Genomic DNA, 25,943 nt, shown 5'->3' with positions numbered 1-25,943 from the left:
TAAAGAAAAAGCAATAAATTTATACCTTTACCAAAAAAAATTCTTGATTACAGCTACCGATATATTTACCATTTCCAGCCAAAAGCAATTTGAAAAAACAGCCTTAAAAGTGTTTCGTTTTCAACATGAAAACAACTTAGTATATCGGGAATTTTGCGATTTTCTAAAAGTCGATGTTCAAAAAGTAAAATCACTACAACAGATTCCGTTTCTTCCCATTCAGTTTTTTAAAAGCCACAATGTAGTTTCCAACAGTAATCCTATTCAAACTACTTTTACAAGTAGCGGAACTACAGGGATGATTACCAGCAAACATCCGGTAACTGATGTAAGCCTTTATGAAGAAAGTTACCGAAAGGGATTTGCTGAATTTTACGGCAACATCGAAGATTATGTCATCTTGGCGTTACTTCCTTCCTACTTGGAAAGAGAAGGTTCTTCATTAATTTATATGGTCGAAGATTTAATCAAACTTTCCAATCATCCCGAAAGCGGTTTTTACCTCCACAACCACGAGGATTTGATTAAAAAATTAACCGAATTAGACCAATCAGGACAAAATGTAATCTTAATTGGAGTTACTTATGCCTTACTCGATTTAATCGAAAAACAGCAATTCCAACTCCAAAACACCATTATCATGGAAACGGGCGGAATGAAGGGCAAACGCAAAGAGATGATTCGCGAAGAACTGCACCAACAATTGTGTGATGGCTTTGGGGTATCATCCATCCATTCCGAATACGGCATGACCGAATTACTTTCGCAAGCCTATTCTTTAGGCGAAGGTGTATTCGAATGTCCTTCCTGGATGCAAATTCTCATTCGCGATACCGAAGATGCTTTGACTTACATTCCTCAGGGAAAAACAGGTGGTATCAACGTAATTGACCTTGCTAATATCAATTCCTGTTCGTTTATCGCTACACAAGATTTAGGAAAAAAATATCCCAATAATTCTTTCGAAGTATTGGGACGTTTTGATAATTCGGATATCAGAGGTTGTAACTTGATGGTGGTTTAAAATCCCACTATATCTCAAAACAAAAGTCAACGATAAATTTTAAGCATAAAAAATGTCCGAAAATCACTTCTCGGACATTTTTTTTAACAACAACAATACTTATTATTATTCGAGTACTATTTTTAAATTTTTCTCTCCATCTGCACTAAGTACTTTCAGAAGGTACAGACCTCTTGCATGATTAGAAATATTACATAAAACAGTTTGCTTACCACCCACCAGACTAACTTCTTTTTGCATTAAAACTTGCCCAACTGTACTCATTATCACAACATTTGCTTTAGACGATTTATAACCATTAAGTTGAACCGTAAATTGTCCAGCTGTAGGATTAGGATACGCTAATACTTCAACTGTTGGCTCTTGAACCGCACAAGATCCTAATTTGCATCCATGATCTAGATGAGCCTGCACAGCAGCTGAGGCAACACAAAGAGCGACTCCGTTATGACAAATCATCACTTTGTCATTTTTATTTCCACAGCTAACGTCTAACACATTAATCACTATTGATGCTTCACTGGTACAACCTTTAGTATCTGTAATAGTTAGGGTGTAGGTTCCTGCACTACTTACATTGATAGAGGAACTTGTTTCGCCTGTACTCCATAAGTAACTATGATTTCCTGTGCCACCTTCGGAAATTGCATTCAAAGTAAGAAAAGTTGGTCCATAGCCAAGGTATAGTGTGTTAACCAAATCAATACTTGGATTCATTGCATATACATCAGGAATACTCACAACTAAAGGAGCATTTACGGTAACCGTAGTAGTGTCAATAGTTTGATTGTTATTAACATCGGTAACTGTCCAAGTAATCGTAGATTCGCCTACATTGAAACTTCCGCTTGCATCTGTGCCAGAACCACTTCTTTCGGTAGCTCCTGTAATGTTATAAGTAACAGCAGCTATTTCGCAGTTGTCATTCGCTATCAGAGTAGGAATAGAGTAGGTTTCACTGTAGCATAGGTTTTGGGCAGCCGGAGTTGTCAAAACAGGAGCAATTGAATCCATTACTGTAACTTCAAAACTGTAATTAACCGAACCGGAAGTATTGCTGGCTGTAACGGTTACATTGGTAACTCCTTTGTTGAATATGCTACCAGAACCTGTGCCATTTCCAGAAGCTGTGGTTGCTCCTGTAAAAGTATACGTGTAACTTGGCGCTGGAAAACCTGAAGCTTCAGCGGCATAATCTACCATTGTATCGCATCCATCAATACGTGTATTTTTAGTTGTATTCATAACCTCCGGTGCTGTAATATATTTTACCTCAATATTAGGAGTTGGTGCTTCGGCCATATCATAGCCAAGGAAAAAACTTGGGTGAGGAGGCTGGTTATATCCTGAATTTTGCCAAGCTACAGCAGTACGATATTGCGGATCATGCATCAAGGTGTAAATTCTGTTTTCTGTTGGAATATTAGTAGTAAAAATAATCAACGCAGTATTGTCGCTACGGCGTAAGATGATTTCCTCTCTCCAATCACCAAATATATCAGCAGTAAGAGCAGGATTCTTTTTAGAATCGTTGTTTGACGAAACTGGTGCTGCTTGGTATATAGTAAACAAGCGATTCAGTGATTTTGTCACAGGATTCCATTTGTCCATAATTGTACCATCCAACACTTCTCGACCTAAATCTCCATCCCACCATACTAAGTGATTGACAGCTTGACTACCACCTGTAGGTTTAGCTGTTCCAATTTCTCCATCTTGAACGTTATAAAGATTTCCGGAAGAACTCCACATCTCATAACCTCTATGATTTGGGTCAATATCTGCTGCTAAAGCACGACCCACATCACCTGTTGTTGGTACACCAAAAATCATTGCTCCCGTTTTAGCATCATTAAGTCGAATACCATACGGACTGTATTGTCCCGGAGATTCCAAACATTGCCAGATTTCCTGACCTGGACGATCCGGATCCATATCGGACATGTGTAGTGCATCCCCATGACCTTGACCATAAGTCCATAGACGTTTACCATTATCGTTAATAGCACTCGATCCATTAATAATTTCGTCTTTACCATCACCGTCTACATCACCAACAGTCATCTGGTGATTTCCTTGGCTGGAGTAAGCGTTATTGGCAGGATCACTCGGGTCTTTACTGTCAAAAATCCATCTAAGCGTCAATTGACCGTCGCGCCAGTCATAAGCTGCACGAACTAATTTGTCATAATATCCACGTCCAACAACAATACTCGGACGTGCACCATCAAGGTAAGCCACAGCAGAAACAAAACGATCCTGACGGTTACCATAGCTGTCTCCCCAATCGGAAGTATTTGCTCTGGCTGGTTGGTAAGTCGTGCTAGCCATAGCAGCACCTGTTAAGCCGTTGAATACTGTCAGGAACTCTGGCCCCTGTTGTACCCATCCGGAAGTATTTCGGTAATCAACAGTAGCATTACCAATCACTGTTCCTGTTCCATCAATAGTACCGTCGGCCGTTTTTAGAATAATTTCGGCTTTGCCATCTCCATCAAAATCATAAACCATAAACGGATTGAAATGAGGTCCCCCATTCATGTTAATCCCTAGGTCGATTCGCCATAATTTGATTCCGTTCAATTTATAACAATCAAAAATTTGGTTTCCACTATAACCACCTGAGTTATGATTAGCAACAGTAGGTTCCCATTTCAAGATGACTTCATATTCTCCATCACCGTCAACATCTCCTACACTGGCATCATTGGCAGTATAAGTATAGGCTTTCCCATCAGGTGTAGTTCCTCCTGGTGGAATTTGCAAAGGAATAGATAATTGATTGTTTGCCCAAACCGAAACTGGGGCAGAAGCTGCTCCTTCGGTATTGTTATTTACTGCTTTCACAGTATAAGTGCCATTAACGGCAGTATTGTCCAGAAAGTTTGTTGAATTAGTAATAGGAGTTGTATTGAGTTTTACATTATCACGGTAGATATTAAAGGCAATACCAGAAGGATCATTACCTAATAAACGCCAGCTAATAAATACCTGGCTGCTCGATTTACGCAATGCAACTACTCCACGATTCAGGAATTCCATTTGCTTTGGTGTAGTCACCACTGCATCAGGTAATGCAAGAGTATTTAAACGTACATTGTCTCCGTAAGAGGTACCAGCGCTGTTAATAGCGTATGCTCTTATATAATACAAAGTAGCCGGGTTTAGATTAGGAATAGTTACATTATATGAACCTGAACCGGCACTAGAAGCTACAACCTTAGTATTCGCCGTTGTTGGGTTTCCACTGGTATTGTAAACAATTCCTCTTTCCGTGATGGCTGTTCCTCCATCAGAAGTAATATTCCCACCAGTTTCTGCAGTAGTAGTGGTAATATTGGTTACTGCAAGAGTACTCAATACGGCTGGAGGTGGAGGCGGTGTGTACATTCTAACAATAGGTGTACTGATGCTACTAGAATTGTTTTTTGTATATACTACAAAAGGATATTCGCTTCCTGCGGCAATAGTTAAATTACCCACAGGTTCGTCAATGCCTCGCGCTACAGTAGGATCTTTCATTTCAGTCCATGCTGTTGCACCTGCTAATTGTTTGAAAACACGTGCGGAGTAGGTTGGAGTGCTACTAACATTATCAATAAAAGAGCAATAAAGATTTCCTGATACATCTTTTATTAAACTTAAACTTGGGGAGTCTCTAGAACCTATTCGGGTGGTAGAACTCCAAGTAGCAGTAGTTTTGTTGTAAACAATAGATGTGGCTCTATTAGTATCAGCAGTATTAAAATAAGCAATAACCAAGTTTCCAGCAGAATTAAGCTCCATGCTGGTATGACGAATACCCGCAGTAACAGTTGGAGCAATAGAATTCCAAGTACCACTATTGTATTGGTAAAGAGCCATAGTTCCGGTAGAAGTAGTAGGTGTAGCAAGGCTACAAAACGTTAACCAAGGAGTGTCTGCTTCATCGATGACCAAGCTTACTGCTACTGCTTTTGCTGCTGCATTAACTGGGGCCGAACCTACGGTTATCCATGAAGTACCGTCAAATTTCTTTACATAAGGAGTCAGATTAGCACCATCTCCAAAAGCGATGTATGGGTTATTATCTGAATCGAATGCTAATGAACTACGTGGTGTTGAACTATATTGCCCTACATTGTTGGTAACTGAACCCGTAGAAACATAGAGATTGTTTGCATCCCCATTTATTGGCTCCCAAATTTGGTTGCTTTCGTTATATACTTTTACAGCTAGTTTATTTCCGTTAGAAGCATCAACATAAGTAATAAAAAGATTATTGGCTTTGTCCACATATATCCTTGTATAGGTGAGATTAGTACCAATATCATTTCCAAATTGCTCCCAGACTCCTGTAGCGGTGTTTCTCTTTTTTACTTTTGCAGTGGTGCCTTCTCTGTATACAACATAAGGAACATTATTCAAAGCTGCGATAGAAGTGTAAGTAGAAGCAACGGAGGATACTTGGTTTTCATTCCCTAAAATAGTCCATTGTTGGGCAAACGTAGTTTGAGTTGTTAAAAAACTCAAAAGAACAAAAAAAGTAAGTCTTAAAAGCATCTTTTGAAAAAGAAACGATTTAGACTCATAGAGTAATTGTTTTTTCATAAAATAATGGTTAATGGTTAGTCATTTCAAAACTATTCCATTAACACTTTATTAGCATCCTGCCCTATCCTGCTACATATCAATATCTTAGAATAAACAATTACTAATAAAACTTTCAAAACCACCCAATCTACTGAAAATCAAAAATCTACAATAAATAATTAATATTAAAAATTAGCATAATAAAAATCATCGTTTTATTTTACGATTTACACAATCACTAATCTTAGATTAATTAAAAAAAACAAAATCCTCTCTTCTTGACATAACCAAAACAAAATATCCCAACAACTCTTTCGAGGTATTGGGACGTTTTGATAATTCGGATATTAGAGGTTGTAATTTGATGGTGGTTTAATAATTTTAAATCCATCTAATTATTAATCAAATAACGAATTCCCATTTCAAGTCCTGCCAATTCAGCCAGACCTTTTAATCTTCCAATTAATGGATAACCAGGATTTCCTGCTCTATTAAAGTCGTCTAACATTTTATGTCCATGATCAGGGCGGATTGGAATATTATAATCGGTTCTTCCAGCAGACTTTCTCCTGATTTGCTCTTCAACAATGGCTTTCATTACTCCCGGCAAATCCACCGTTGGGTCTAAATGCTCCGTTTCATAAAAATCGCCGTTATCTAATATTTTAGTACTTCTTAAATGCAGAAAATGTACGCGCTCTGCATATTGTTTAAAAATTACTGAAAGATTATTATCCTTTCGGGCACCTAACGAACCTGTACAAAATGTAATTCCGTTGTGTAATGACGGACAGGCTTTAGACAACCATTCAAAATCATCTCCACTGCTCACAATTCTTGGTAATCCTAACAAAGGAAATGGAGGATCATCAGGATGAACCGCTAAACGAACGCCATTCTCTTCAGCAACCGGAATCACTTCGTTTAAGAAAAATGCAAAATTTTCTCTCAGTTTATCTTTGTCAATCCCATCGTACTCGGCTAATAATTTTAAAAATATGGCTACTGGTTCTTTTTCATCAGCATCAACAGCTCCATCTATAAAAGATTGAGTAGCGACAATGATATTGTAAGCAAGTGCTCTGGCATCTTCTTTAGTTAAAGTTTGATAAATATCCTCAGCTTTTTTAATTTGTTCTTCAGTATAATCGTTAGAAGCATTTGGTCTTTTTAAGATAAACATATCAAATGCTGCAAATAAATCAGCTTGAAAATACATGGCTTCAGTTCCGTTTTCAAGTTTATAGTGCAAATTGGTTCTTGCCCAATCTAATACTGGCATAAAATTATAGCAAATGGTGGTTATCCCACATTGCCCTAAATTTTTCACGCTTTCCTTATAATTGGCAATAATCCTGTCACGACTTGGCTTCCCTTTCTTGATATCCTCATGTACCGGCAAACTTTCTACCACATCCCAACTAAGTCCGTGAGCTTCTATATTACTTTTGGTTTTTAAAATCTCTTCTACTGACCAAATTTCGCCGTTAGGGATATGATGTAAAGCCGTAACAATACCTGTTGCTCCTGTTTGTTTGATTTGAGCTAAACTAATAGGATCTTTAGCACCAAACCACCTCAATGTTTTTTTTAATTCCATTTTATTATTTTTTAGACTATCCTTTTCTTATACCAATTATTGAGAATGGCACACAGATGAAACTGATTTTAGCGGATTATCGCAGATTGTAATTTACAAAAAACTATGAAAAATCCGTTTTTATCTGTTCAATCAGTGTCACCTGCCTGTCGGCAGACAGGTCTGTGGGCTATTTTTTTTATTTAGTCCGCTTAGCGGACAGTCATATTATTTTTTAAACTCCGCTAAAAGAACTAAAACCTCCGTCAACAGGAATAATAGTTCCTGTTATAAAACTCGCTGCATCTGAACATAAAAACTGAACAATTCCATTTAGTTCATTAATATCTCCAAAACGTTGCATTGGCGTTCTTGCTAAAACTTTTTTACTTCTTTCAGTGTAAGAACCATCCTCATTTATTAATACTTTTCTATTTTGATCTCCCACAAAAAACCCAGGTGAAATGGCATTTACCCTTACTTTTTCTCCAAATTTAGTTCCCAATTCCATTGCCAGCCATTTTGTAAAAATATCAATTCCGCTTTTAGCCACAGAATAACCCGGAACCCTTGTTATAGCTGATAAGGTTGCCATTGAAGAAACATTAATGATACTTCCTTTTCCATGACTTGCCATAACTTCACCAAAAACAATACAAGGATAAACACTTCCATTCAAATTCAAATCAGTTACTTTTTCAAAATCACTAATTTTCATATCAAAAACAGTTTGTTCCTCTGTCAATGTTGCACCCGGTAAATTACCCCCAGCAGCATTAATTAGAATATCAATTGTTTCCCAATTATCCAAAATTTTCGTCCTTGTCTCTTTCATTTCTTCAACATCCAAAACATTAGAAACAAAACCGATAGCCTCTCCTCCCATTTGCTTTAATTCGGCCACTCGGTCATTAACATTTTCTGCTCTAATATCTAGTACAACAACCTTACATCCTGCACTAATTAAATGTTTTGCGATACTTCCTCCAAGTACTCCACCGCCACCGGTAACAATTGCCACTTTTCCTTCAATACTAAACGTATCATTCATATCTTATTTACTTTTAGATTACTATATACAAATCTAAGAAGAAGCAAAACCAATATTATTTCCTAAATTTGCACACACTGAGTCTATTTTTGCAAATTAAATAGCGATCTATGAAAACGATTATGAACGAAAGACTTCCTATTTCGAAGTCTTTCCCTTTAAAAGTACGCTTTTTTGACTATGAGCATTTCACATATCCTTTGCATTTTCATTCGGAATACGAAATCATTTATATCAAAGAAGGAACAGGAACACGATTTTTGGGCAACAACATTGCCGAATATCAAGCGGGAGATATATTATTAATTGGTTCTAATTTACCTCATTTTTTGAAAAGTGATGCTATTTACCATTCCGGAAATACCGATTTAAGAGTAAAAGGCACCATCATTCAATTTGAAAAAAATTTTATGTATTATGCCATTAATCATTATCCCCATTTTATCAAAATAAAAAAGTTGCTGTATGAATCCCAAAGGGGAATTCATTTTACTGCAGCTTGTTTACCAAAATTAGAGTCTTTAATAGAAGAACTACCATTGGAAAACGGTTTGAATCAACTGATGCTTTTCCTGGAAATCCTCAAAGAAATGTCTGAAACCGACAACAGACAAATCATTTCCACCACAGATTTTGTCAACGAAACGATATACGATACAGCAAGAATAGACAAAATAATATCCTTTTTGAATAAAAACTATACCCGTAATATCAGTCTTGAAGAAATTGCCTCTTTTGCTGCGATGAACACCTCTGCTTTTTGTCGTTATTTTAAAAGCAAAACAGGCAAGTCTTTTAAAAATTATATTTTGGATATGCGAATTGGTTATGCGTGTAAATTATTATTAATGGAAGACATCAGTATTTCCCAATTGAGCAGCCAATGTGGTTTTGACACTATCTCTCATTTCAATAAAACCTTTAAAAAAATCATGGGATATGTGCCATCTCAATACAGGAAAGTAATGGTTATCAATTCATAAAAAAGCCTATCGATATTTATCACATCGATAGGCAATTCATAACCCAACTATTAAAATAAAATCTTTATACTTTCAATTTAAAATTATTTTATCAATTCATAAAACTCAACTTCTACTATTGGTAACTTCTGAATATTTTTATCAGATTTTAAACCCGCTTCATCCACTTTTCCTGTAATTTCTACCAGGTTCATAGCATCACTGTTTTTAGCATTTCCTATTAACTCAATTTTTACTTTTTTACCTTTTGTTGGCTTCACGTCAAGTGTAACATATCCTAAACTAAGAGGTGTGGATCCTTCGAATACTTTTTTATTATCAACAAAAATTCGAACTGGATATTTTTTACTTCTCCATCCTGCCAATTTCATCACTACCTGATTGATAGTAGCTTCGCGCTCTAATTCATATTCAATCACTGCATCATCACTTTTTCCGTAAGACCATTGTGTCAATTCGTTGTCATCATAACTATTAATGGCTTCTACCTGATTCGAATTGGTTTTAGCTCCAATAATTCCCACCGCAGTTCTTGTTCTCGTGAAAGAAGGCGTATTAGGCGTAGGTCCTTTTTCCATAAACGAAGGTAAGTTCTCATTTGGCATTTGTTGAGACAGTTTTTCAATGTCAGTTTTAATCGTTCTAAGAGTGAGCAAATCCCCTTTAAGTGCATCCGAAGATGCCTTGATTTTTATTTCACCATCAACTTCGGTTGCTCTTACCAAAATCCGGTTCACTCCACATTCTACAGGAAGACTTGATGCTCCAATATAATTATCCGGTCCCTGAGCAATTCCACCCACAAAAGTTCCTTGTCCTGTCACCTCAAAATTCACCATATTCAATGCCGTAGGACAACGATTTCCTTTAGCATCAACTACTTCAACCTGTACTAAAACCAAGTCGTTACCATTAGCCAAAGTTCCTCCCGGTCTTTCGATAGCTGTCAACTTCAATCCGGTCGCTTTTCCGGCAGTGATTATTTCTTTTTCGCAAACTTTTTTTCCTGATTTATCATAGCCAATAGCTTTGATAGTTCCCGGTTTAAATACCACATTTTTAAAAGTGTAAATGAATCTTTTACTTTGTACTCCTTTACCAAGGCTCACATTATTAACGAATAATTCTACTGCATCAGCTGTCGAAATTACCGTAATATCTTTAGTTACTCCTTTTTCGTAATTCCAGTGTCCAATAATATGCGCTGCCGGTTTTTCGGTATCAACCCATCCATCCCAGATTACCTGATGTGTATAAAACCCATCTTTAGGAATTCGCATTGCATCCACTTCACCACTTCTACGATAATTTTCCTGTCCTCGGTAATGGGTATTTGAATCACTAAAAATAATATTCACTCCTCCCGAACTCACCCTTTCTCCCGTTCCCGGTCTCGATTCCCAGTAGTCATACCAACGTTCTGCATTCTCAATCGCATGAGTATCCTGATTGCGATTATAGGCACTGGCATCTGCAACTTTTGTACCATTCACATTTGTATGTGTAGTTCCTCCTGTTCCATTTTTATGGAATGGCGGCGTAAATTCGTCCCAATATTTACGTAAACCTTCATCCCTGCTGTATTCGGTTGCCCAAAATGGAATACGGGCACTTTTATTGATATACAGCATTTCACCTCCATACTCAGCTACTTTACTGTCCAACATTTCCCTACTACCAATAGCACGACCTCCAAAAGGATCATATTGATTTCTTATTGCCAACATTTCGCTCATATGCGCTTCCGAGATACTTTCGTTACCACATTCGTAAAACAAAATACTAGGATTATTACGGTTGTAGATAATAGCATCACGCATTAAATCAGTACGTTGCTCCCAACGTCTTCCTTCCACATCTTTCTCAGAATCTCCAGCCGGCATCGCCTGAATCAAACCAACCCTGTCACAAGATTCCACATCCTGTTTCCAAGGTGTAATATGCATCCAACGCACTAAGTTCCCATTGCTTTTTACCATTAAACTATTCGAATAATCACTTAACCAAGCCGGGGCCGACATTCCAATCGAAGGCCATTCATTACTGGTACGTTGGGCATAACCGTGCATCATAATCACACGGTCATTTAAATAAACCATTCCGTTTTTAAATTCCGCCTTTCTAAAACCTGTACGGATTTCAGTTTTATCAACCGATTGATTGTCTACTACTAATTCAGAAGTAACAGTATACAGATAACCATAACCCCAACTCCAGAAATTCAAATCCTGTAAAGCTTTGGATGCTTTTAAATCCTTCATTTCATTTGGAGCCAATGATATTGCATCGCCTAAAAAAGAAGCCACTTCTTTACCTTGCATATCTTTAACACTTACTTTCAATTGTGCACTGACCGTTTTAGCCTCTTCATTTTTCACTTGCGAAGAAACATTTACAGTAGCCTTCTTTTCAGCTATATTGAAATCAGTGGCATACACATAAGTTCCTGTTGTGCCTAAAAATGAATACAAAGGCAGGGTTTGATATACTTTGGATTTAATATGTAAGAATACATTTTTTGGAATTCCTCCATAATTGGCATTGAAGTTTTTATCATTCCATTGAAATCCTGAACCTGTAGCTTTTTCTTTGTATCGCCAATCGTTGTCGGTTTTAACGGCAATTACATTTTCCTGAGGAAAAGGATTCACAAAAGCAGAAATATCGATTCCAAAAGCCATAGCCCCATTTTCATGACGCCCCGCAAATTTTCCGTTTACATAAACTTCACCCATTTGACGCACCCCTTCAAATTCGATAAAAACTTTTTTGTTAACAGCCTCTTTTGGCAGTTGAAATGTTTTTCGGTACCAGGCAACTCCTGTTGAGAGATGGGAAATATCCAGTCTGAAAGCTTCTGCCTGATTCCAGGAATATGGCAAATTTACGTTAGTCCATAACTTATCATTAAAGTTGGCATTTTGTGCCTCCTCTACATTTCCAACGTTTAATTTCCAACCGTAATTAAAGTTGTATTTTTCCCTGGCTGATTTATTTTCCTGCGCACTTACTGCATTTGTAAATAACATTACAAAACTGAGTGCATATAAAACTCCTTTCAAATTCATTGCTTAATAGTTATTTGGTTTATTTTTTATAATGAACATAGATTAACAATACATCTACAAATGTAAATTCCTTAATTCATTTTGAATTATCATAGATTGCCATTAGCATTCATATCTTGACATTTGGCAGAATTTGATATAAAATGGCGGAATATGACTAGTGGATACGACGAAAAACAATAAGTAACAAGAATAATTTTATTTTGAATTTGACAAACTGAAACCACGAAACTACAAATTCAAAACCTAAACTTTGGAAAATAAATTTTACCACAGATTCGCAGATTATTAAAAATTTGCGAATTTGCGGTAATTATTTTTAGAACCTGAAAACTAAATAGTAATGATAAGCTTAAAACTATTGCCTACAATTTATTTTAGATATTGCGAAGGACTACAGCCAAAATGCTTAGAAAAAGTTCTGGAGAAATTAGAAGGTTCAGAAAAACCTACTTTGTATGCAATTTCGGAAATACTAAGATTGGAGTTTTTAAGCAGGGCTTCGGCATGATCCATCTTTACTTTTGTAATAAACTCGTGCACGGTACAACCACTAACTGCCTTTATTTTTCGATACAACTGTCTTTGGCTGATGTTTAATTCCTGTGCTAAGACATCAGAATTAAAATCTGCTTCTTCAATACGACTACTGATCAGCTCAACCATTTTACCCAGAAAAACCTTGTCTAAGCTAGGCGATTCTTCCTGAAGTTGTTTGATATCCTTGATTCCCGAAAGTCGGTTGAGCAAAATCATACGATTTTCTAAAACACTTTTTAGCTGTGCTTTTAAAACTTCCACACTAAAAGGTTTCATCACATAAGCTTCGGCTCCTAATTCGTAACCTTCAATCTGATTTTCATCAGAACCTTTTGCTGTTAATAGAATAACCGGAATATGACATGTATTTTCGTTTGCTTTGAGCTCCTTAACCAGTTCTGTCCCTTCCATCTCAGGCATCATAACATCCGAAATAATAATATCAGGAATGTATTGGATAGCGGCTTCTAATCCTTTTTTTCCGTTGTACTCCTGAATTAAAACATATTCTTTTTGGAACTCATTACTTAAATACGCCTGAACATCCGGATTGTCCTCAACAATAAGTACCTTGAGTTTGTTGGTCTCCAAGCCTGTGGTTGGCATTTCCTTTGGAATTGCATACGTTACTGCATCATCAACAGATTCTTCTTTAATTTTGACAACCGGCATTTGTTGAGAAGCGACATAAGGCAACATAATCAGGACTTTTGTTCCCTGACTTACCAAACTTTCCACAGCAATTGTTCCGCTTAAAAACTGAACCAAACTTTGGGTTAACGACAAACCAATTCCCGAAGAATAACCATGAAAAGGACTCGGCCCTATATTATTGAAGGGTTCGAATATTTTTTCTAATTCTTTAGCTTCGATTCCAATACCATTGTCTTCGATACTAATTTCTAAGGCTTTTTTTTCTTTATTCAAATATGCCGAAAAGCAAACAACTCCTCCATCCGGTGTGTATTTTAAAGCGTTAGACAAAACATTAATGATAATCTGCTCTGTTTTTTCGAAATCCAAATCGCAATACAATGGCCCTTTTTCAAGCTGTAATTTAAAATCGATATTACGCTTCATCGCTATGTACTTAAAGGTATTATAACATTCTTCTATAAATACATTGAAATCCTGCGTAGAAGGTTTCAGCTTTAATTTACCTATTTCCGATTTTCTAAAATCTAATATTTGATGAATCAGCTTAGTTAAATAACTTAAATTCCTATTGATTATCGAAAAATATAATGCCTTGTCCTTAGCCGACAAACTCTTGTTTTCCAATTGTTTTAACGGATCAACAATCAGCGTTAAAGGTGTTTTCAAATCGTGGGAAATGTTGGTAAAAAATTCTAATTTTTCCCTGTTTAACTCTTCCTTTTTCTCGGCATTTAGTCTTTCTAATTTGATTTCGTTTTTCAATCGGTCACGATACAACATCGATTTAAAAACCCAATACACAGCCGCTACAATCAATCCCACGAAAATGAATTTAGCATACCAGGTAGCATACCAGGGCGCACTAACATTTACTTCCAAAGTTTGTATTGGCGATTTGCTGTCATTAAGTGAAACGATGCGCGCCTTAAAAACATAATCCCCCGGCGGCACTTTGTTATAAGTTATTTTGCTGCTGCTGGTTTTGATCCACTTGTCCTCATAACCTTCGAGCATGTACTCATAAACTTCCTTATTGGTTCTGTTGAAATTTAGGGAAGCAAATTCAATTGCAAAACTTCTGTTTTCATAATCCAACTGAATCGATTGGGTTTGCGATAAATCCTGCTCCAAAACAATTTGATCATTAATTGTTTCCATCGGAATTACTTTTTCATTCGATAAATACAAGGTTTTGAAAATCAATTTATCATTAACTGAATTCGTTTTGATTTCTTTTGGACTAAAAGAAAGATAGCCGTTTTTATCCCCAAAATAGAGTTTCTGATTGGCTACATCCTTATAAAAAGCTCTTTCTGAAAAAGTCCATGACCCAAACTGATCTTCTCTCCTATAATTGGAAATTTTATTCGTTCCAATATCAATCATCGAAAGTCCCTGTTTATGGGCAATCCAAAGATTTCCTTTGACATCATCAGTTATAGACGAAATATAGATATTAGGACTTTCCGATTGCAATTGTATTTTTTCAATTCGCATCGGATTTGTATTCGTGTAAATTTTATTCAATCCTTCGCTGGAACCAACCCAAATTGCTCCTCGTTTGTCTCTATGCAAAGCATAAATTATATTTCCTGAAATCTTATTCTTAAGATGCTTATCAAAAGTATTCAATGCTAATTTATCATATATTTTTCCCTGACTATTTATTTTTAATCGGATAACCCCGCTTCCCTCAGTTGCTAACCAAAGTTCACGACCATTAACAGATAAAACATCCATAACACTACCATTATGGACAGTAGCCGCTAAATCATAATAGCTGATTTTATCGTTGGCTAAATTGATACGGGCAATACCATTGTACAAACCAACCCACAAATTATTCCCGGATGCTTCTAAGGCATAAACAGACCAAATTTCTAAATTTGGGCTTAAAGCCCTATTGATAATAAACTTACATTGATTGGTTTTAGGATCATAACACTCTAATCCGTTAATACCACCTATCCAAATTCTGCCCTTATTGTCCTTCAAAAAACTACGCGCATTCTTAATTTGGCTATTTGATTTATAAAAAGGATGATTATAATCTAAACCCTTGTTTTTGTAGATTAATATTCCTTCATCAGTAGCCAGCCATATTTTATCATCTACTTTTAAAATGCCTTTAACAGTAGCTAATTTGGTGTTTTCACTATCCTTCCTATAGCTGTAATGCAATTCAAAAGGATTCCTGTTTGGATTTGCCTTATATACATCACCACCTCTGGTTCCCAGCCAGATAATATTTTCATCATCAATAAAAAAATCAGTGATATAATCATCCAATAATTGCCCCGGACGATTGATATTAGCCGTATAACGATATTCTTCGCCTGATTTTACATCCTGAGAAGTAAATTGATGTGAGGATAAATAATAGCTTTTCCCATTTACAATCCGGTTTTTATTTAACTCACTGGATTTATTGTTAAGCCTCTCAATTATAATCTTAGGTACTTTATAAGTAGCAACAATTTTAAACGAATTTAACTGATAATTAAATCGCACGTATTTTCTATCGAAGGTAAAAAACCAAAGCCCTAATTTTTTGTCGGAAACAATATTGCGTATTCGATTATTAGGTAACGAAGTCTTATCTTTTGGGTTGTGATAAAAAAAGTCGAATGTTTTTCCGTCGTATCGGTAAGCGCCATTCCAGCTCCCAATCCAGATATAACCCACAGAATCCTTAGCAATACCATGTATTTGAGTAACTGGGTTTGCTTCACGACCGGAAATTTTTTCGAAAAAAAGATTTTGGGCTTTCAATCCTGATAAAGACAGGAGAGAAACCACAAAAAAAGAAACTACGTAAGACCAAACTTGTTGATTTTTCATACTGATAGTAAAATTCAAAAATAGATAACGGTTCTTAAAACACAAAAACCTGATAACAATATTATCAGGCTTTTGGATTTTTAATGTAATTCCCTAAAAAGAAAATCACTTTATTTATTGTTTGTTGAATGATTAAACTACTCTAACCACAAAATAATTTTTCTTTCCGCTTTGCAATAACACAAATTGGTCATTGATTAAATCTTTTGTCGAAAGGACAAAATCTTCTTTTACTTTTTCTCTGTTTACCGAAATAGAATTAGCAGTCAAAGCACGTCTTGCTTCTCCATTAGATTTCATAAATCCTGTCTTTTCATTTAAAACAGTCACAATATCTAATCCGGCTTCTATATCCGCTTTAGCGATTTCTGCCTGAGGCACTCCATCAAAAACTTCTAAGAAAGTAGCTGCATCTAATTGTTTTAAATCCTCAGCATTCGAGTTTCCAAAAAGAATATTCGAAGCTTTAATGGCATTTTCTAAATCTTCGGCTGAGTGAACCATAATTGTAATTTCTTCGGCCAACTTTTTTTGCAACACACGTAAATGCGGTGCTTCTCTGTGCTGTACTGTTAAATCTTCGATTTCCTCTTTCGATAAAAAAGTAAAGATCTTAATATACTTTTCAGCATCAATATCAGAAGTATTCAACCAATATTGGTAGAATTTATAAGGTGAAGTTCTGGCAGCATCCAGCCAGATATTTCCTCCTTCGGATTTACCAAATTTAGTTCCGTCCGCTTTTGTAATTAATGGACAAGTCAAGGCATAAGCTTTTCCACTGGCAATTCTGCGTACTAATTCGGTTCCGGTTGTGATATTTCCCCACTGGTCACTTCCTCCCATTTGCAGCGTACAGCTTTTATCTCTGTACAAATGCAAGAAATCGTAACCCTGAACCAATTGGTATGTAAACTCAGTAAATGACATTCCTTCAGCCGATTCGGATGACAAACGTTTCTTTACCGAATCTTTAGCCATCATATAGTTGACAGTAATGTGTTTACCCACATCACGAATGAAATCCAGAAAAGAGAAATTCTTCATCCAATCGTAGTTATTTACTAACTCGGCAGCATTTGGAGCATCGGAAGTAAAATCTAAGAAACGAGCCAATTGTCCTTTTATCGCTTCCTGATTGTGACGCAAAGTGATTTCGTCTAATAAATTTCTTTCGTTTGATTTCCCTGATGGATCTCCAATCATTCCTGTGGCACCACCCACCAATGCTAATGGTTTGTGTCCGGACAACTGAAAATGTTTCAGCAACATCACGCCTACTAAATGTCCTATATGTAATGAATCTGCAGTTGGGTCAATCCCCACATACGCCACACGCATTTGTTCCATCAAATGTTCTTCGGTGCCTGGCATAACATCGTGGAGCATTCCTCTCCAAGTTACTTCTTCAATAAAATTCTTCATGTTTTTAATCAATTTACGTCGTCAGTTCAGCCCTTTGGGCTTCGAGTGCGCAAATATAATGAATCAATGGCAAAAATCAATTTCAATGACAATAACAATAAAAAATCAATCATAATAACCATAGAAATATTCGACAAAACTTTAAAATTGAAATTGATTTTTGAAATTGCCATTGAAATTGATTTTATTACATTTACAAAATGATTTTAGTTACAGGAGGAACCGGTTTAGTGGGTGCACATTTATTACTTCATTTATTAGAGAATGGAGAAAAAGTCCGTGCTATTTACCGCAAAAAAAGCAATATCCAAAAAACAAAATCCTTATTCCTACATTATAACAAATCCGCTTTGTTTGATGCTATCGAATGGGTTCAGGCAGATATTCTTGATATTCCTTCATTAGAACATGCCTTTGTAGATATTACAAGAGTTTATCATTGTGCTGCCGTTATTTCGTTTGACCCAAAAGACGAAAAACAATTGCGCAAAACCAATATTGAAGGCACTGCTAATATTGTCAATTTCTGTATTGCCAAAGAAGTTCAAAAACTATGTTATGTTAGTTCCATTGCTGCACTTGGTGATTTAGCTTCACACGAAAGTATTGTCACCGAAGAAACTGAGTGGAATCCGGAGAGACACCATAGCGATTATGCTATTTCTAAATATGGTGCCGAAATGGAAATTTGGCGTGGTCAGCAAGAAGGCTTAAATGTCATCATTGTTAATCCGGGCGTTATTATTGGTCCCGGATTTCCAAAACAGGGCAGCGGACAGTTGATACAAAAAATAGCCGACGGTTTGCCATTTTACACCTCCGGAAACAGCGGTTTTGTGAGTGTAGATGATGTAGTACGAATTATGTACCAATTGATGCAAAGCAGTATTTGCAACGAACGCTATATTCTGATTGCTGAAAATATTGGTTTTAAAGCCCTTTTCAACACCATTGCCGACAGCCTTAAAGTAAAAAGACCCAGCATTGAAGCCAAGTCTTTTATTCTGGAAATAACGTGGAGATTACAATGGATTCTTAGTCTGTTTTCTAAAAAAACAAATAATTTATCTAAAGATGCTATTCGCTCTTTTATTAGCAAAACCGAATATTCAAATAACAAAATTAAAAACACATTAAACACTTCTTTTTTAGATGTACATCAATACATCGAAGAGAAATTTGCAGTTAATCAATCCTAACTCCGTTTTTAATTACTTTTGATTTTATTGTTGGCGTAACTGTTTTTGGTTTTTTCTTCAACAAAAGCAGGCTGTCTTTTTTCTTAATTTTTTGTAACGAATCTTTCTTCTTAGCCAAAATTACTTTTTTAGCCTTTTTAATCGAATCCAATTCTTTCTTTTTAGCAATCAAAGAATCTCTTTTTGCTTCTTTTTTAAGAACAGCATCAATAACTGCTTTTTTACTGTCAATTCGCTTAATCACATTATCATACATCTCTTTGTACTCTTCAAAATTTGATGCGTAATAAATGTTATTTTGTGCAAATTGCGCACTGTCTATTTTATATTTTTTATAAATAAACTCTTTTGGATTGACTTTATAATTTTCGGTCGTAGCAGGTTCGTTGTATTTTATCGCATCCAAAAGCGACAAATCATAAATAATATTTTGCATCACTTCCTTGTCTATAAGACGATCCGGTTCTTTTACCGTCTCTTCCTTACAGCCAATAAATGACATCATTATCATTAAAAAAAATACCGCTTTTTTCATGGTCTTATCGATCAAATGACAATCTTTTTCCAGCTCGGATGTTTTTTACTTTAAAAGCATTGTACACTAGCTGTCCGTTTACAAAAGTATGTGTAATTCTGGATTTAAAAGTAAATCCTTCAAACGGAGACCATCCGCATTTAGCAAAGATATTCTCTTTTTTAACTCCCCAAGGCAAACCTGCATTTACTATTACTAAGTCGGCATAATAACCTTCTTTAATAAAACCGCGTTTTTCAATCTTGAAAATCTTAGCCGGATTGTGACACATTTTCTCCACAATTTTCTCCACGCTAATTTTTCCCTGATGAAAAGCTTCAAACATAGCCACAACTGCGTGTTGTACCAGCGGCCCTCCTGATGGTGCTTTTAAATAGGATTGTTTTTTTTCTTCCAGTGTATGCGGCGCATGATCCGTTGCAATAACATCGATTCGGTCATCTAACAAGGCTTTCCACAAAGCGTCCCTGTCATTAGCGGTTTTAACTGCCGGATTCCATTTGATAAAATTGCCTTTGGTAGCATAATCATCATTGGTAAACCATAAATGATGTACACAAACTTCAGCCGTAATTTTCTTTTCTTCCAATGGGATTTTATTGGTAAACAAATCCATTTCTTTAGCAGTTGAAAGATGAAAAATATGCAAACGCGCACCTGTTTTCTTAGCCAAAGCAATGGCTTTTGAAGAAGACAAATAACAAGCTTCTTCACTTCTTATTAAATGATGCGCCGTAACCGGAACATCTTCTCCGTATTCTTCTTTATATTTTTCTGAATTGGCTCTAATAGTCGCTTCGTCTTCACAGTGAACCGCAATCAACATTGGCGTACTTGAGAATATTTTTTCAAGTGTAGCTTCGTTATCCACTAACATATTTCCGGTTGAAGAACCTAAAAATATCTTGATTCCGGCAACATTTTTTGGATTGGTTTTTAAAACTTCTTCTAAATTGTCATTAGTTGCCCCCATCATAAACGAATAATTCGCATAGGATTTCTCGGCAGCCAACTGGTATTTTTCTTCTAAAATTTCCTGAGTCACTGCATTAGGAACCGTATTGGGCTGTTCGATATACGAAGTAATTCCGCCCGCAACAGCAGCTCTTGATTCTGATTCAATATCGCCTTTGTGAGTTAAACCCGGTTCTCTAAAATGCACCTGATCGTCGATAGCTCCCGGAATTAAGTAATTCCCTTCGGCATCAATAATTTTACAATCGGATGATTTTGCACTAATGCTTTCTGAAATTTCAACAATTAAGTCATTCTCAATTAAAACATCGCCTTCAAAAATTACTCCTTCATTTACTATTTTGGCATTCTTAATTAAAACCCTGTTCATTGTCTTTTTTTTATAATCTATTTATTAATTTTTTTAATCGAAGAGAAATAACTCCAAATACCGCTTCTACTATTATTGAATTACTCATTTTTGACTGCCCTTTAGTACGGTCGGTAAAAATAATAGGCACTTCGGTAATTTTAAAATTATGGCTAAAAGTGCGGTATTTCATTTCTATTTGAAAAGCGTAACCCACAAATTTTATTTTATCCAGGTTTATTTTTTCTAAAACTTCGCGTTTGTAACACACAAAACCAGCTGTAGCATCGTGAATTTGCATTCCGGTAATCATTCGAACATAAACCGAAGCAAAATAAGAAAGCAACACCCTGTTTAATGGCCAGTTCACCACATTAACACCTGTAACATAACGCGAACCGATAGCCAAATCAGCATCACCAAAATGGCAGGCATTGTATAATTTTTCTAAATCATTAGGATTGTGTGAAAAATCGGCATCCATTTCAAAAATAAACTCATAATTATTAGCCAATGCCCACTTAAATCCGTGTACATAAGCCGTTCCTAATCCTGATTTTTCTTTTCTGTTTTCTAAAAATAAACGCCCTTCAAATTCCGTTTGCAACAATCTAACCTTATCAGCAGTATGATCCGGAGAATTATCGTCCACTATAAGCACATGAAAATGTTTGTGTTGGGAGAGCACCGCTCTTATGATACTTTCTACATTTTCAATTTCGTTATAGGTAGGAATTATAACAATGCAATTATTCATATTTCTAAAAATTTCATCGCAAAAATAACCTTTTTATGCCATTTGATTCATAATAATATTATAATAATACCGATTGTATTTTCAATATAATTCAATTGTAATGCACTATTTTCATATTGCACGGGCATCAAACAAGAATAATTTGTGCTTATTTGTGGCAAAAATTTTTAAATGCCAATGCCTTGACAAAATATTGATATAAAATTTCACTAATTTTGCTATCGCTATGACAGAATACCTCTTACATCCGAGAATCACGGAGAACAAAGACTGGGCAACTTTTCTTTTTGTTCTTGCCTTTGGCATTATTGCCATCACTAAATCAGTTTACGGAAATCGATTTAGCGATTTTATCAATCTTTTTTTTTCGGATAAATATTCCAAAGTGTATCGCGATAGCAGCCAGCTAAAAAGCAGTTTTACTATCTCTTTATTTTTTGTTCAGGTAATTTCTTTTGCCTTTTTTATCCAAATTTCCCTGAGTATTTTTGGTTATGCTTCAAAAACCGATTGGATTTTATACATCCAAATCATCACTTTTCTGAGCTTTTTTATTTTATCAAAGTATTTGGTCGAAAAAATTATTGCCACCACCTTTAATATCGAGGAATTTATGGAGCAATTTAACCTGCAAAAAATCACTTACCGAACCTATATTGGAATTATTATCCTGCCTGTAAACATTATTTTATATTATTATAATACTGTTTCTCAAAACATTCCTATTGTAATTATCAGCATAATCCTCTTGCTTAGCATACTGACTTATTCTCTTTCAATAAAAAAATATCAAAGTGTAATATTCAGTAAGTTGTTTTATTTTATTTTATATCTTTGCACTCTCGAAATAGCTCCCTATTTTTTCATGTATTATTTGTTTACAAGAGGGAGCGCTTAGAAAATGTTAAAATATGAAAGTCAAAACAATTTTGGTATCGCAACCAGAGCCTAAAGTAGAGAATTCGCCTTACTTTGAACTCCAACAAAAACATAAAATCAAAATTGATTTCCGCCCTTTTATCCACATAGAAGGAGTTAGTGCCAAAGAAATTAGACTTCAAAAAATTGACCTCAACAATTTTTCTGCTATTATTTTAACCAGTAGAAATGCTGTTGACCACTTTTTTAGAGTGGCCGAAGAAATGCGCTTTAAAGTTCCTGAAGGTTTAAAATATTTTTGTCAGTCAGAAGCAGTAGCTTTCTACCTGCAGAAATATGTGGTTTACAGAAAAAGAAAAATATATGTTGGCGCAAAAGATTTTGCCGACTTATCGCCTTTAATCAAAAAATACAAGGACGAAAAATTCTTATTACCTGCTTCAGACCAATTGAACGCAGAAGCTCCTATAGTATTAGACAATTTAAAAGTGGATTGGAAACAAGCTACTTTTTACAAAACAGTAATGAGTGATTTATCGGATTTAGCGGATGTTTATTATGATGTCCTGGCGTTTTTTAGCCCAACAGGAATCAAATCCTTGTTTAAAAACTTCCCGGATTTCCAACAAAACAACACCCGAATTGCTGTTTTTGGAAGTACCACTCAAAAGGAAGCACTCGATCACGGATTAAGAGTTGACATTATGGCTCCCGCTCCGGGAACACCATCAATGACTATGGCATTAGAAAAATACGTTATTGAAGCCAACAAAGGGAAATAATCTCCTAAATCATATACTTCTAGCCGTCCCGAAAATATCGGGACGGCTTTTTTTTTATACTTATTTACAGGAAGCTAAAACAACAAAAAAAAAACAGCAATCTCTTTATTTTTATATTAAAAAAGCTTATTTTGCCATAAGCGATAAGACAAAAACTGTTGCTATTTATTTAAAAAAGCCTTTTTCCTGACACAAAACCTAATACCACATGATAGGCGAAAACGAAATTAAAAATCTTCGTTCCGAATTCTTTAATAATTCCGAATTGCATTTTATTGTATTTGACAAAGACCTCAACGTCATTGACATCAACGACAGCCTGCTTAAATTTTACCATATCGACTATAACAAAATCATTGGCAAAAACATTCTCGACATCTCACCAGACATAAGAGAAAGAGGCCTGTATGACAAATACCTCGAAGTAATTAGAACAGGAACTCCCATAGTTATCGAAGATAGCTTAAGTCATCCCAATTACGGCAACCAACTAAACAGACTCAAAGTGTTTAAAGTAGGCGACGGAATTGGTGTTACGGCTTCAAACATAACCGAATTAAAAGACACTATAAGTGCCTTAGAATTATTCTCCTACAAGATAACGCACGATGTCAATAGTCCAATGGCAAGCATATTAGGAATTACCGACCTGGCTCTTAACGAACCTAACGATTCTGACGAATTAAAAATGTACTTCGAATTAGTTCAGGAAAACATCCAAAAACTAATGAGCACATTGGAGCAAATTAATAAAACACTAAGGATTCAAAAAGGAAACACCCATTTAGAATTAATCGATTTCAAAAAAATAATCCCTGAGGTCAAAAAAACACTGGCCTATATGCCGGGTTACAACACTATTCGATTTGAAGAAAACATAGACCCCATAACTGATTTTTATTTTGACAAACTCATCATTATTTCTCTATTCCAAAACCTTATCGACAATGCTATAAAGTACAGAAAGGAAACTCAAAACGATTCCTTCATAAAAATCGATGTTTTAAAAAAAGAAGACAACACTACTACAATTACAGTTGCAGATAACGGGATAGGAATAATTGCAGCCTTACAAAAAAACATTTTTAAATTATTTTATCGGGCAACCACGCAATCCAGCGGAAACGGAATTGGGCTCTACACTCTTAGATATGGCATTGAAAAACTGGGAGGGCATATTAAATTTGAAAGCACCGAAAATATCGGTACTACTTTTACTGTTTATTTACCCAATCAAAAATAAATCAGAGAGTTTCCATCACGAATTGCACTAACAAACACGAATTAAAGCGTATCTCAATCACAGCAATTCTCACAATAGTCATAATCCAAATCGGACAAGATTAATCCCAATTGGCGTGATTCGCAGCACACTTAAAACCGAATATTCTGAAAACAAATCGACATTTAATACTCGAATCCTTTTTTTACTATTTTTGACCAACAACTGAAATAAAAAATCATGAAAAGAAACCAATTAATTGCCCTTATCATTCCATTATCCATGTTAATGGCAAACTGTAGTTCTGCCAAAAAAGGAAAAGACTATGTAGAAGCTAAAAAAATAAGCTACACCGCCGATGTGAAACCTATTATCACTAACAGCTGTACACCATGCCACATGCCACCTCAAGGACGTAAAGAACCATTTGAAAACTACGAACAGGTAAAAGAACATATCGCAGCTATAATTGCCCGTGTAAAATTACCTCAAGACGACCGTAAATTTATGCCCCCTGTGAATAAAAAACCGGCTTTAACTAATGAGCAAGTTGCGGTTTTAGTACAATGGCAACAACAAAACATGCCGCAATAACAGCCCAAAATATTTAATAAAAAAATTCCAAATTCCAATTGTCACACTGAGTTTATCGAAGTGTTATTGGATTTTGGAATTTTTGTTTTTGGATTTTTATTTTTTTTAATTTCTCCTGTTTCCTCCTAGATAAATAGACAAATAATACAACAAGGTAGCAATAGAACCCAAAGCTGCCACGACATAAGTACGAGCCGCCCATTTCAATGAATCTTCTGCTCCCGCATATTCCGCCGGATTAAGCATGTTTTTGTTTTTTAGCCAGGCCAAAGCACGATTACTGGCATCGTATTCCACCGGCAAAGTAACAATCGAAAACAAGGTAGTAGCCGCAAACAGGATAATACCAATTAACAGCAATCCCGGAAAGGTCTTCAGCATCAGAATTCCCGCCAGCAAAATCCATTGCATATACGAAGAAGCCACATTGACAAATGGAACCAATTTAGAACGCATTGTCAACCACTCATAACCCACGGCATGTTGCACCGCGTGACCGCATTCGTGTGCCGCTACAGCCGCAGCCGCAGCATTGCGCTGATTATACACCGACTCGCTTAAATTAACCGTTTTATCCACCGGATTGTAATGATCGGTTAATTGCCCCTCAGTCGAAATCACACGTACATCATAAATTCCGTTATCCGATAACATTTTCTGCGCAATCTCAGCACCGCTCATATTATTTTGCAAATGCAATTGTGAATAATGTTCAAACTTGCTCTTCAGTCTTGAACTCACTAACCAACTGAACAACATAATTGCTCCCGCCAGAATTAAATAACCACTTCCCATATCTTTTTATATTTTTGTTTCAAATTTTAAAAGTAAACCTCAAATTCTAAACCAATTTACAAAAATGTCATTTTGACAGCTGTTAAAAAAATTACAATTTCAAAAATCAATTTCAA

17 protein-coding genes are annotated in these 25,943 nt (G+C 35.7%); 7 read left to right on the top strand and 10 right to left on the bottom strand.

The features are described from left to right. Window positions 1–43 precede the first annotated feature (43 nt). On the top strand, window positions 44–1,024 hold the full coding sequence (locus FDM27_RS06355; protein ID WP_140485636.1) for an acyl transferase: 981 nt from the start codon (window positions 44–46) through the stop codon (window positions 1,022–1,024). 105 nt (window positions 1,025–1,129) lie between these two features. Here the strand turns inward: FDM27_RS06355 and FDM27_RS06350 are convergent, their stop codons facing one another. The 3 genes from FDM27_RS06350 to FDM27_RS06340 all read right to left on the bottom strand — a co-directional run bounded on the left by FDM27_RS06350 (window position 1,130) and on the right by FDM27_RS06340 (window position 8,226). Continuing rightward, entirely contained in the window at window positions 1,130–5,614 is a 4,485-nt protein-coding gene (locus tag FDM27_RS06350; RefSeq protein ID WP_140485635.1) for a T9SS type A sorting domain-containing protein, read from the bottom strand. 373 nt (window positions 5,615–5,987) lie between these two features. Continuing rightward, window positions 5,988–7,196 carry a mannonate dehydratase gene (gene uxuA, locus FDM27_RS06345; RefSeq protein WP_140485634.1) on the bottom strand — a complete coding sequence of 403 codons (1,209 nt, stop codon included), beginning with the start codon at window positions 7,194–7,196 and terminating at the stop codon, window positions 5,988–5,990. Between the two features lie 214 nt (window positions 7,197–7,410). Beyond that, window positions 7,411–8,226, bottom strand: coding sequence for an SDR family oxidoreductase (locus FDM27_RS06340; RefSeq protein ID WP_140485633.1), 816 nt, complete (start codon window positions 8,224–8,226; stop codon window positions 7,411–7,413). A 110-nt stretch (window positions 8,227–8,336) separates the two neighbouring features. Here FDM27_RS06340 and FDM27_RS06335 point away from each other — a divergent pair, with 110 nt between their 5' ends. Next, a complete protein-coding gene (locus tag FDM27_RS06335) occupies window positions 8,337–9,209 on the top strand; it encodes an AraC family transcriptional regulator (protein WP_140485632.1) in 873 nt (290 codons plus the stop codon). 83 nt (window positions 9,210–9,292) lie between these two features. Here the strand turns inward: FDM27_RS06335 and FDM27_RS06330 are convergent, their stop codons facing one another. The 3 genes from FDM27_RS06330 to tyrS all read right to left on the bottom strand — a co-directional run bounded on the left by FDM27_RS06330 (window position 9,293) and on the right by tyrS (window position 17,740). Next, a complete protein-coding gene (locus tag FDM27_RS06330; RefSeq protein ID WP_140485631.1) occupies window positions 9,293–12,277 on the bottom strand; it encodes a glycoside hydrolase family 2 protein in 2,985 nt (994 codons plus the stop codon). A 372-nt stretch (window positions 12,278–12,649) separates the two neighbouring features. After that, the gene (locus tag FDM27_RS06325) at window positions 12,650–16,315 is read right to left on the bottom strand and encodes a hybrid sensor histidine kinase/response regulator transcription factor (RefSeq protein ID WP_140485630.1); all 3,666 of its coding nucleotides are present in this window, start codon (window positions 16,313–16,315) and stop codon (window positions 12,650–12,652) included. Between the two features lie 132 nt (window positions 16,316–16,447). Then, window positions 16,448–17,740 carry a tyrosine--tRNA ligase gene (gene tyrS, locus FDM27_RS06320; RefSeq protein WP_071184626.1) on the bottom strand — a complete coding sequence of 431 codons (1,293 nt, stop codon included), beginning with the start codon at window positions 17,738–17,740 and terminating at the stop codon, window positions 16,448–16,450. 200 nt (window positions 17,741–17,940) lie between these two features. Here tyrS and FDM27_RS06315 point away from each other — a divergent pair, with 200 nt between their 5' ends. Further along, window positions 17,941–18,939, top strand: coding sequence for an NAD-dependent epimerase/dehydratase family protein (locus tag FDM27_RS06315; protein ID WP_071184625.1), 999 nt, complete (start codon window positions 17,941–17,943; stop codon window positions 18,937–18,939). On the opposite strand, the gene FDM27_RS06310 is transcribed toward FDM27_RS06315, so the two are convergent. From FDM27_RS06310 to FDM27_RS06300, 3 genes are read right to left on the bottom strand one after another with little or no spacing between them, the layout of a single operon-like run. Continuing rightward, window positions 18,926–19,474 carry a DUF4296 domain-containing protein gene (locus FDM27_RS06310; RefSeq protein ID WP_140485629.1) on the bottom strand — a complete coding sequence of 183 codons (549 nt, stop codon included), beginning with the start codon at window positions 19,472–19,474 and terminating at the stop codon, window positions 18,926–18,928. The genes FDM27_RS06315 and FDM27_RS06310 overlap by 14 nt on opposite strands. 4 nt (window positions 19,475–19,478) lie before the next feature. After that, the gene (locus FDM27_RS06305) at window positions 19,479–20,819 is read right to left on the bottom strand and encodes a dihydroorotase (RefSeq protein WP_071184624.1); all 1,341 of its coding nucleotides are present in this window, start codon (window positions 20,817–20,819) and stop codon (window positions 19,479–19,481) included. A 10-nt stretch (window positions 20,820–20,829) separates the two neighbouring features. Further along, window positions 20,830–21,555 carry a polyprenol monophosphomannose synthase gene (locus tag FDM27_RS06300; protein WP_071184623.1) on the bottom strand — a complete coding sequence of 242 codons (726 nt, stop codon included), beginning with the start codon at window positions 21,553–21,555 and terminating at the stop codon, window positions 20,830–20,832. Between the two features lie 226 nt (window positions 21,556–21,781). On the opposite strand from FDM27_RS06300, the gene FDM27_RS06295 reads away from it, so the two are divergent. From FDM27_RS06295 to FDM27_RS06280, 4 genes are all read left to right on the top strand, one after another. Next, window positions 21,782–22,453 (top strand): DUF4271 domain-containing protein, encoded by a 672-nt coding sequence (locus FDM27_RS06295; protein ID WP_071184622.1) that lies wholly within the window; start codon window positions 21,782–21,784, stop codon window positions 22,451–22,453. 13 nt (window positions 22,454–22,466) lie between these two features. Beyond that, window positions 22,467–23,216, top strand: a complete 750-nt coding sequence (locus FDM27_RS06290; RefSeq protein WP_071184621.1) for a uroporphyrinogen-III synthase — start codon at window positions 22,467–22,469, stop codon at window positions 23,214–23,216. Between the two features lie 208 nt (window positions 23,217–23,424). Beyond that, window positions 23,425–24,459, top strand: coding sequence for a sensor histidine kinase (locus tag FDM27_RS06285; protein ID WP_071184620.1), 1,035 nt, complete (start codon window positions 23,425–23,427; stop codon window positions 24,457–24,459). 219 nt (window positions 24,460–24,678) lie between these two features. After that, complete coding sequence (locus tag FDM27_RS06280; protein ID WP_140485628.1) at window positions 24,679–25,032, top strand: hypothetical protein; 354 nt, start codon at window positions 24,679–24,681, stop codon at window positions 25,030–25,032. A 105-nt stretch (window positions 25,033–25,137) separates the two neighbouring features. Here the strand turns inward: FDM27_RS06280 and FDM27_RS06275 are convergent, their stop codons facing one another. Continuing rightward, window positions 25,138–25,827 carry a zinc metallopeptidase gene (locus FDM27_RS06275; RefSeq protein ID WP_071184618.1) on the bottom strand — a complete coding sequence of 230 codons (690 nt, stop codon included), beginning with the start codon at window positions 25,825–25,827 and terminating at the stop codon, window positions 25,138–25,140. Window positions 25,828–25,943 lie beyond the last annotated feature (116 nt).

The organism is Flavobacterium sp. GSA192 (assembly GCF_006386525.1).
In the GTDB taxonomy this organism is placed as follows: Bacteria; Bacteroidota; Bacteroidia; order Flavobacteriales; family Flavobacteriaceae; genus Flavobacterium; species Flavobacterium commune.
This window is presented reverse-complemented; position numbering and strand designations above follow the sequence as displayed.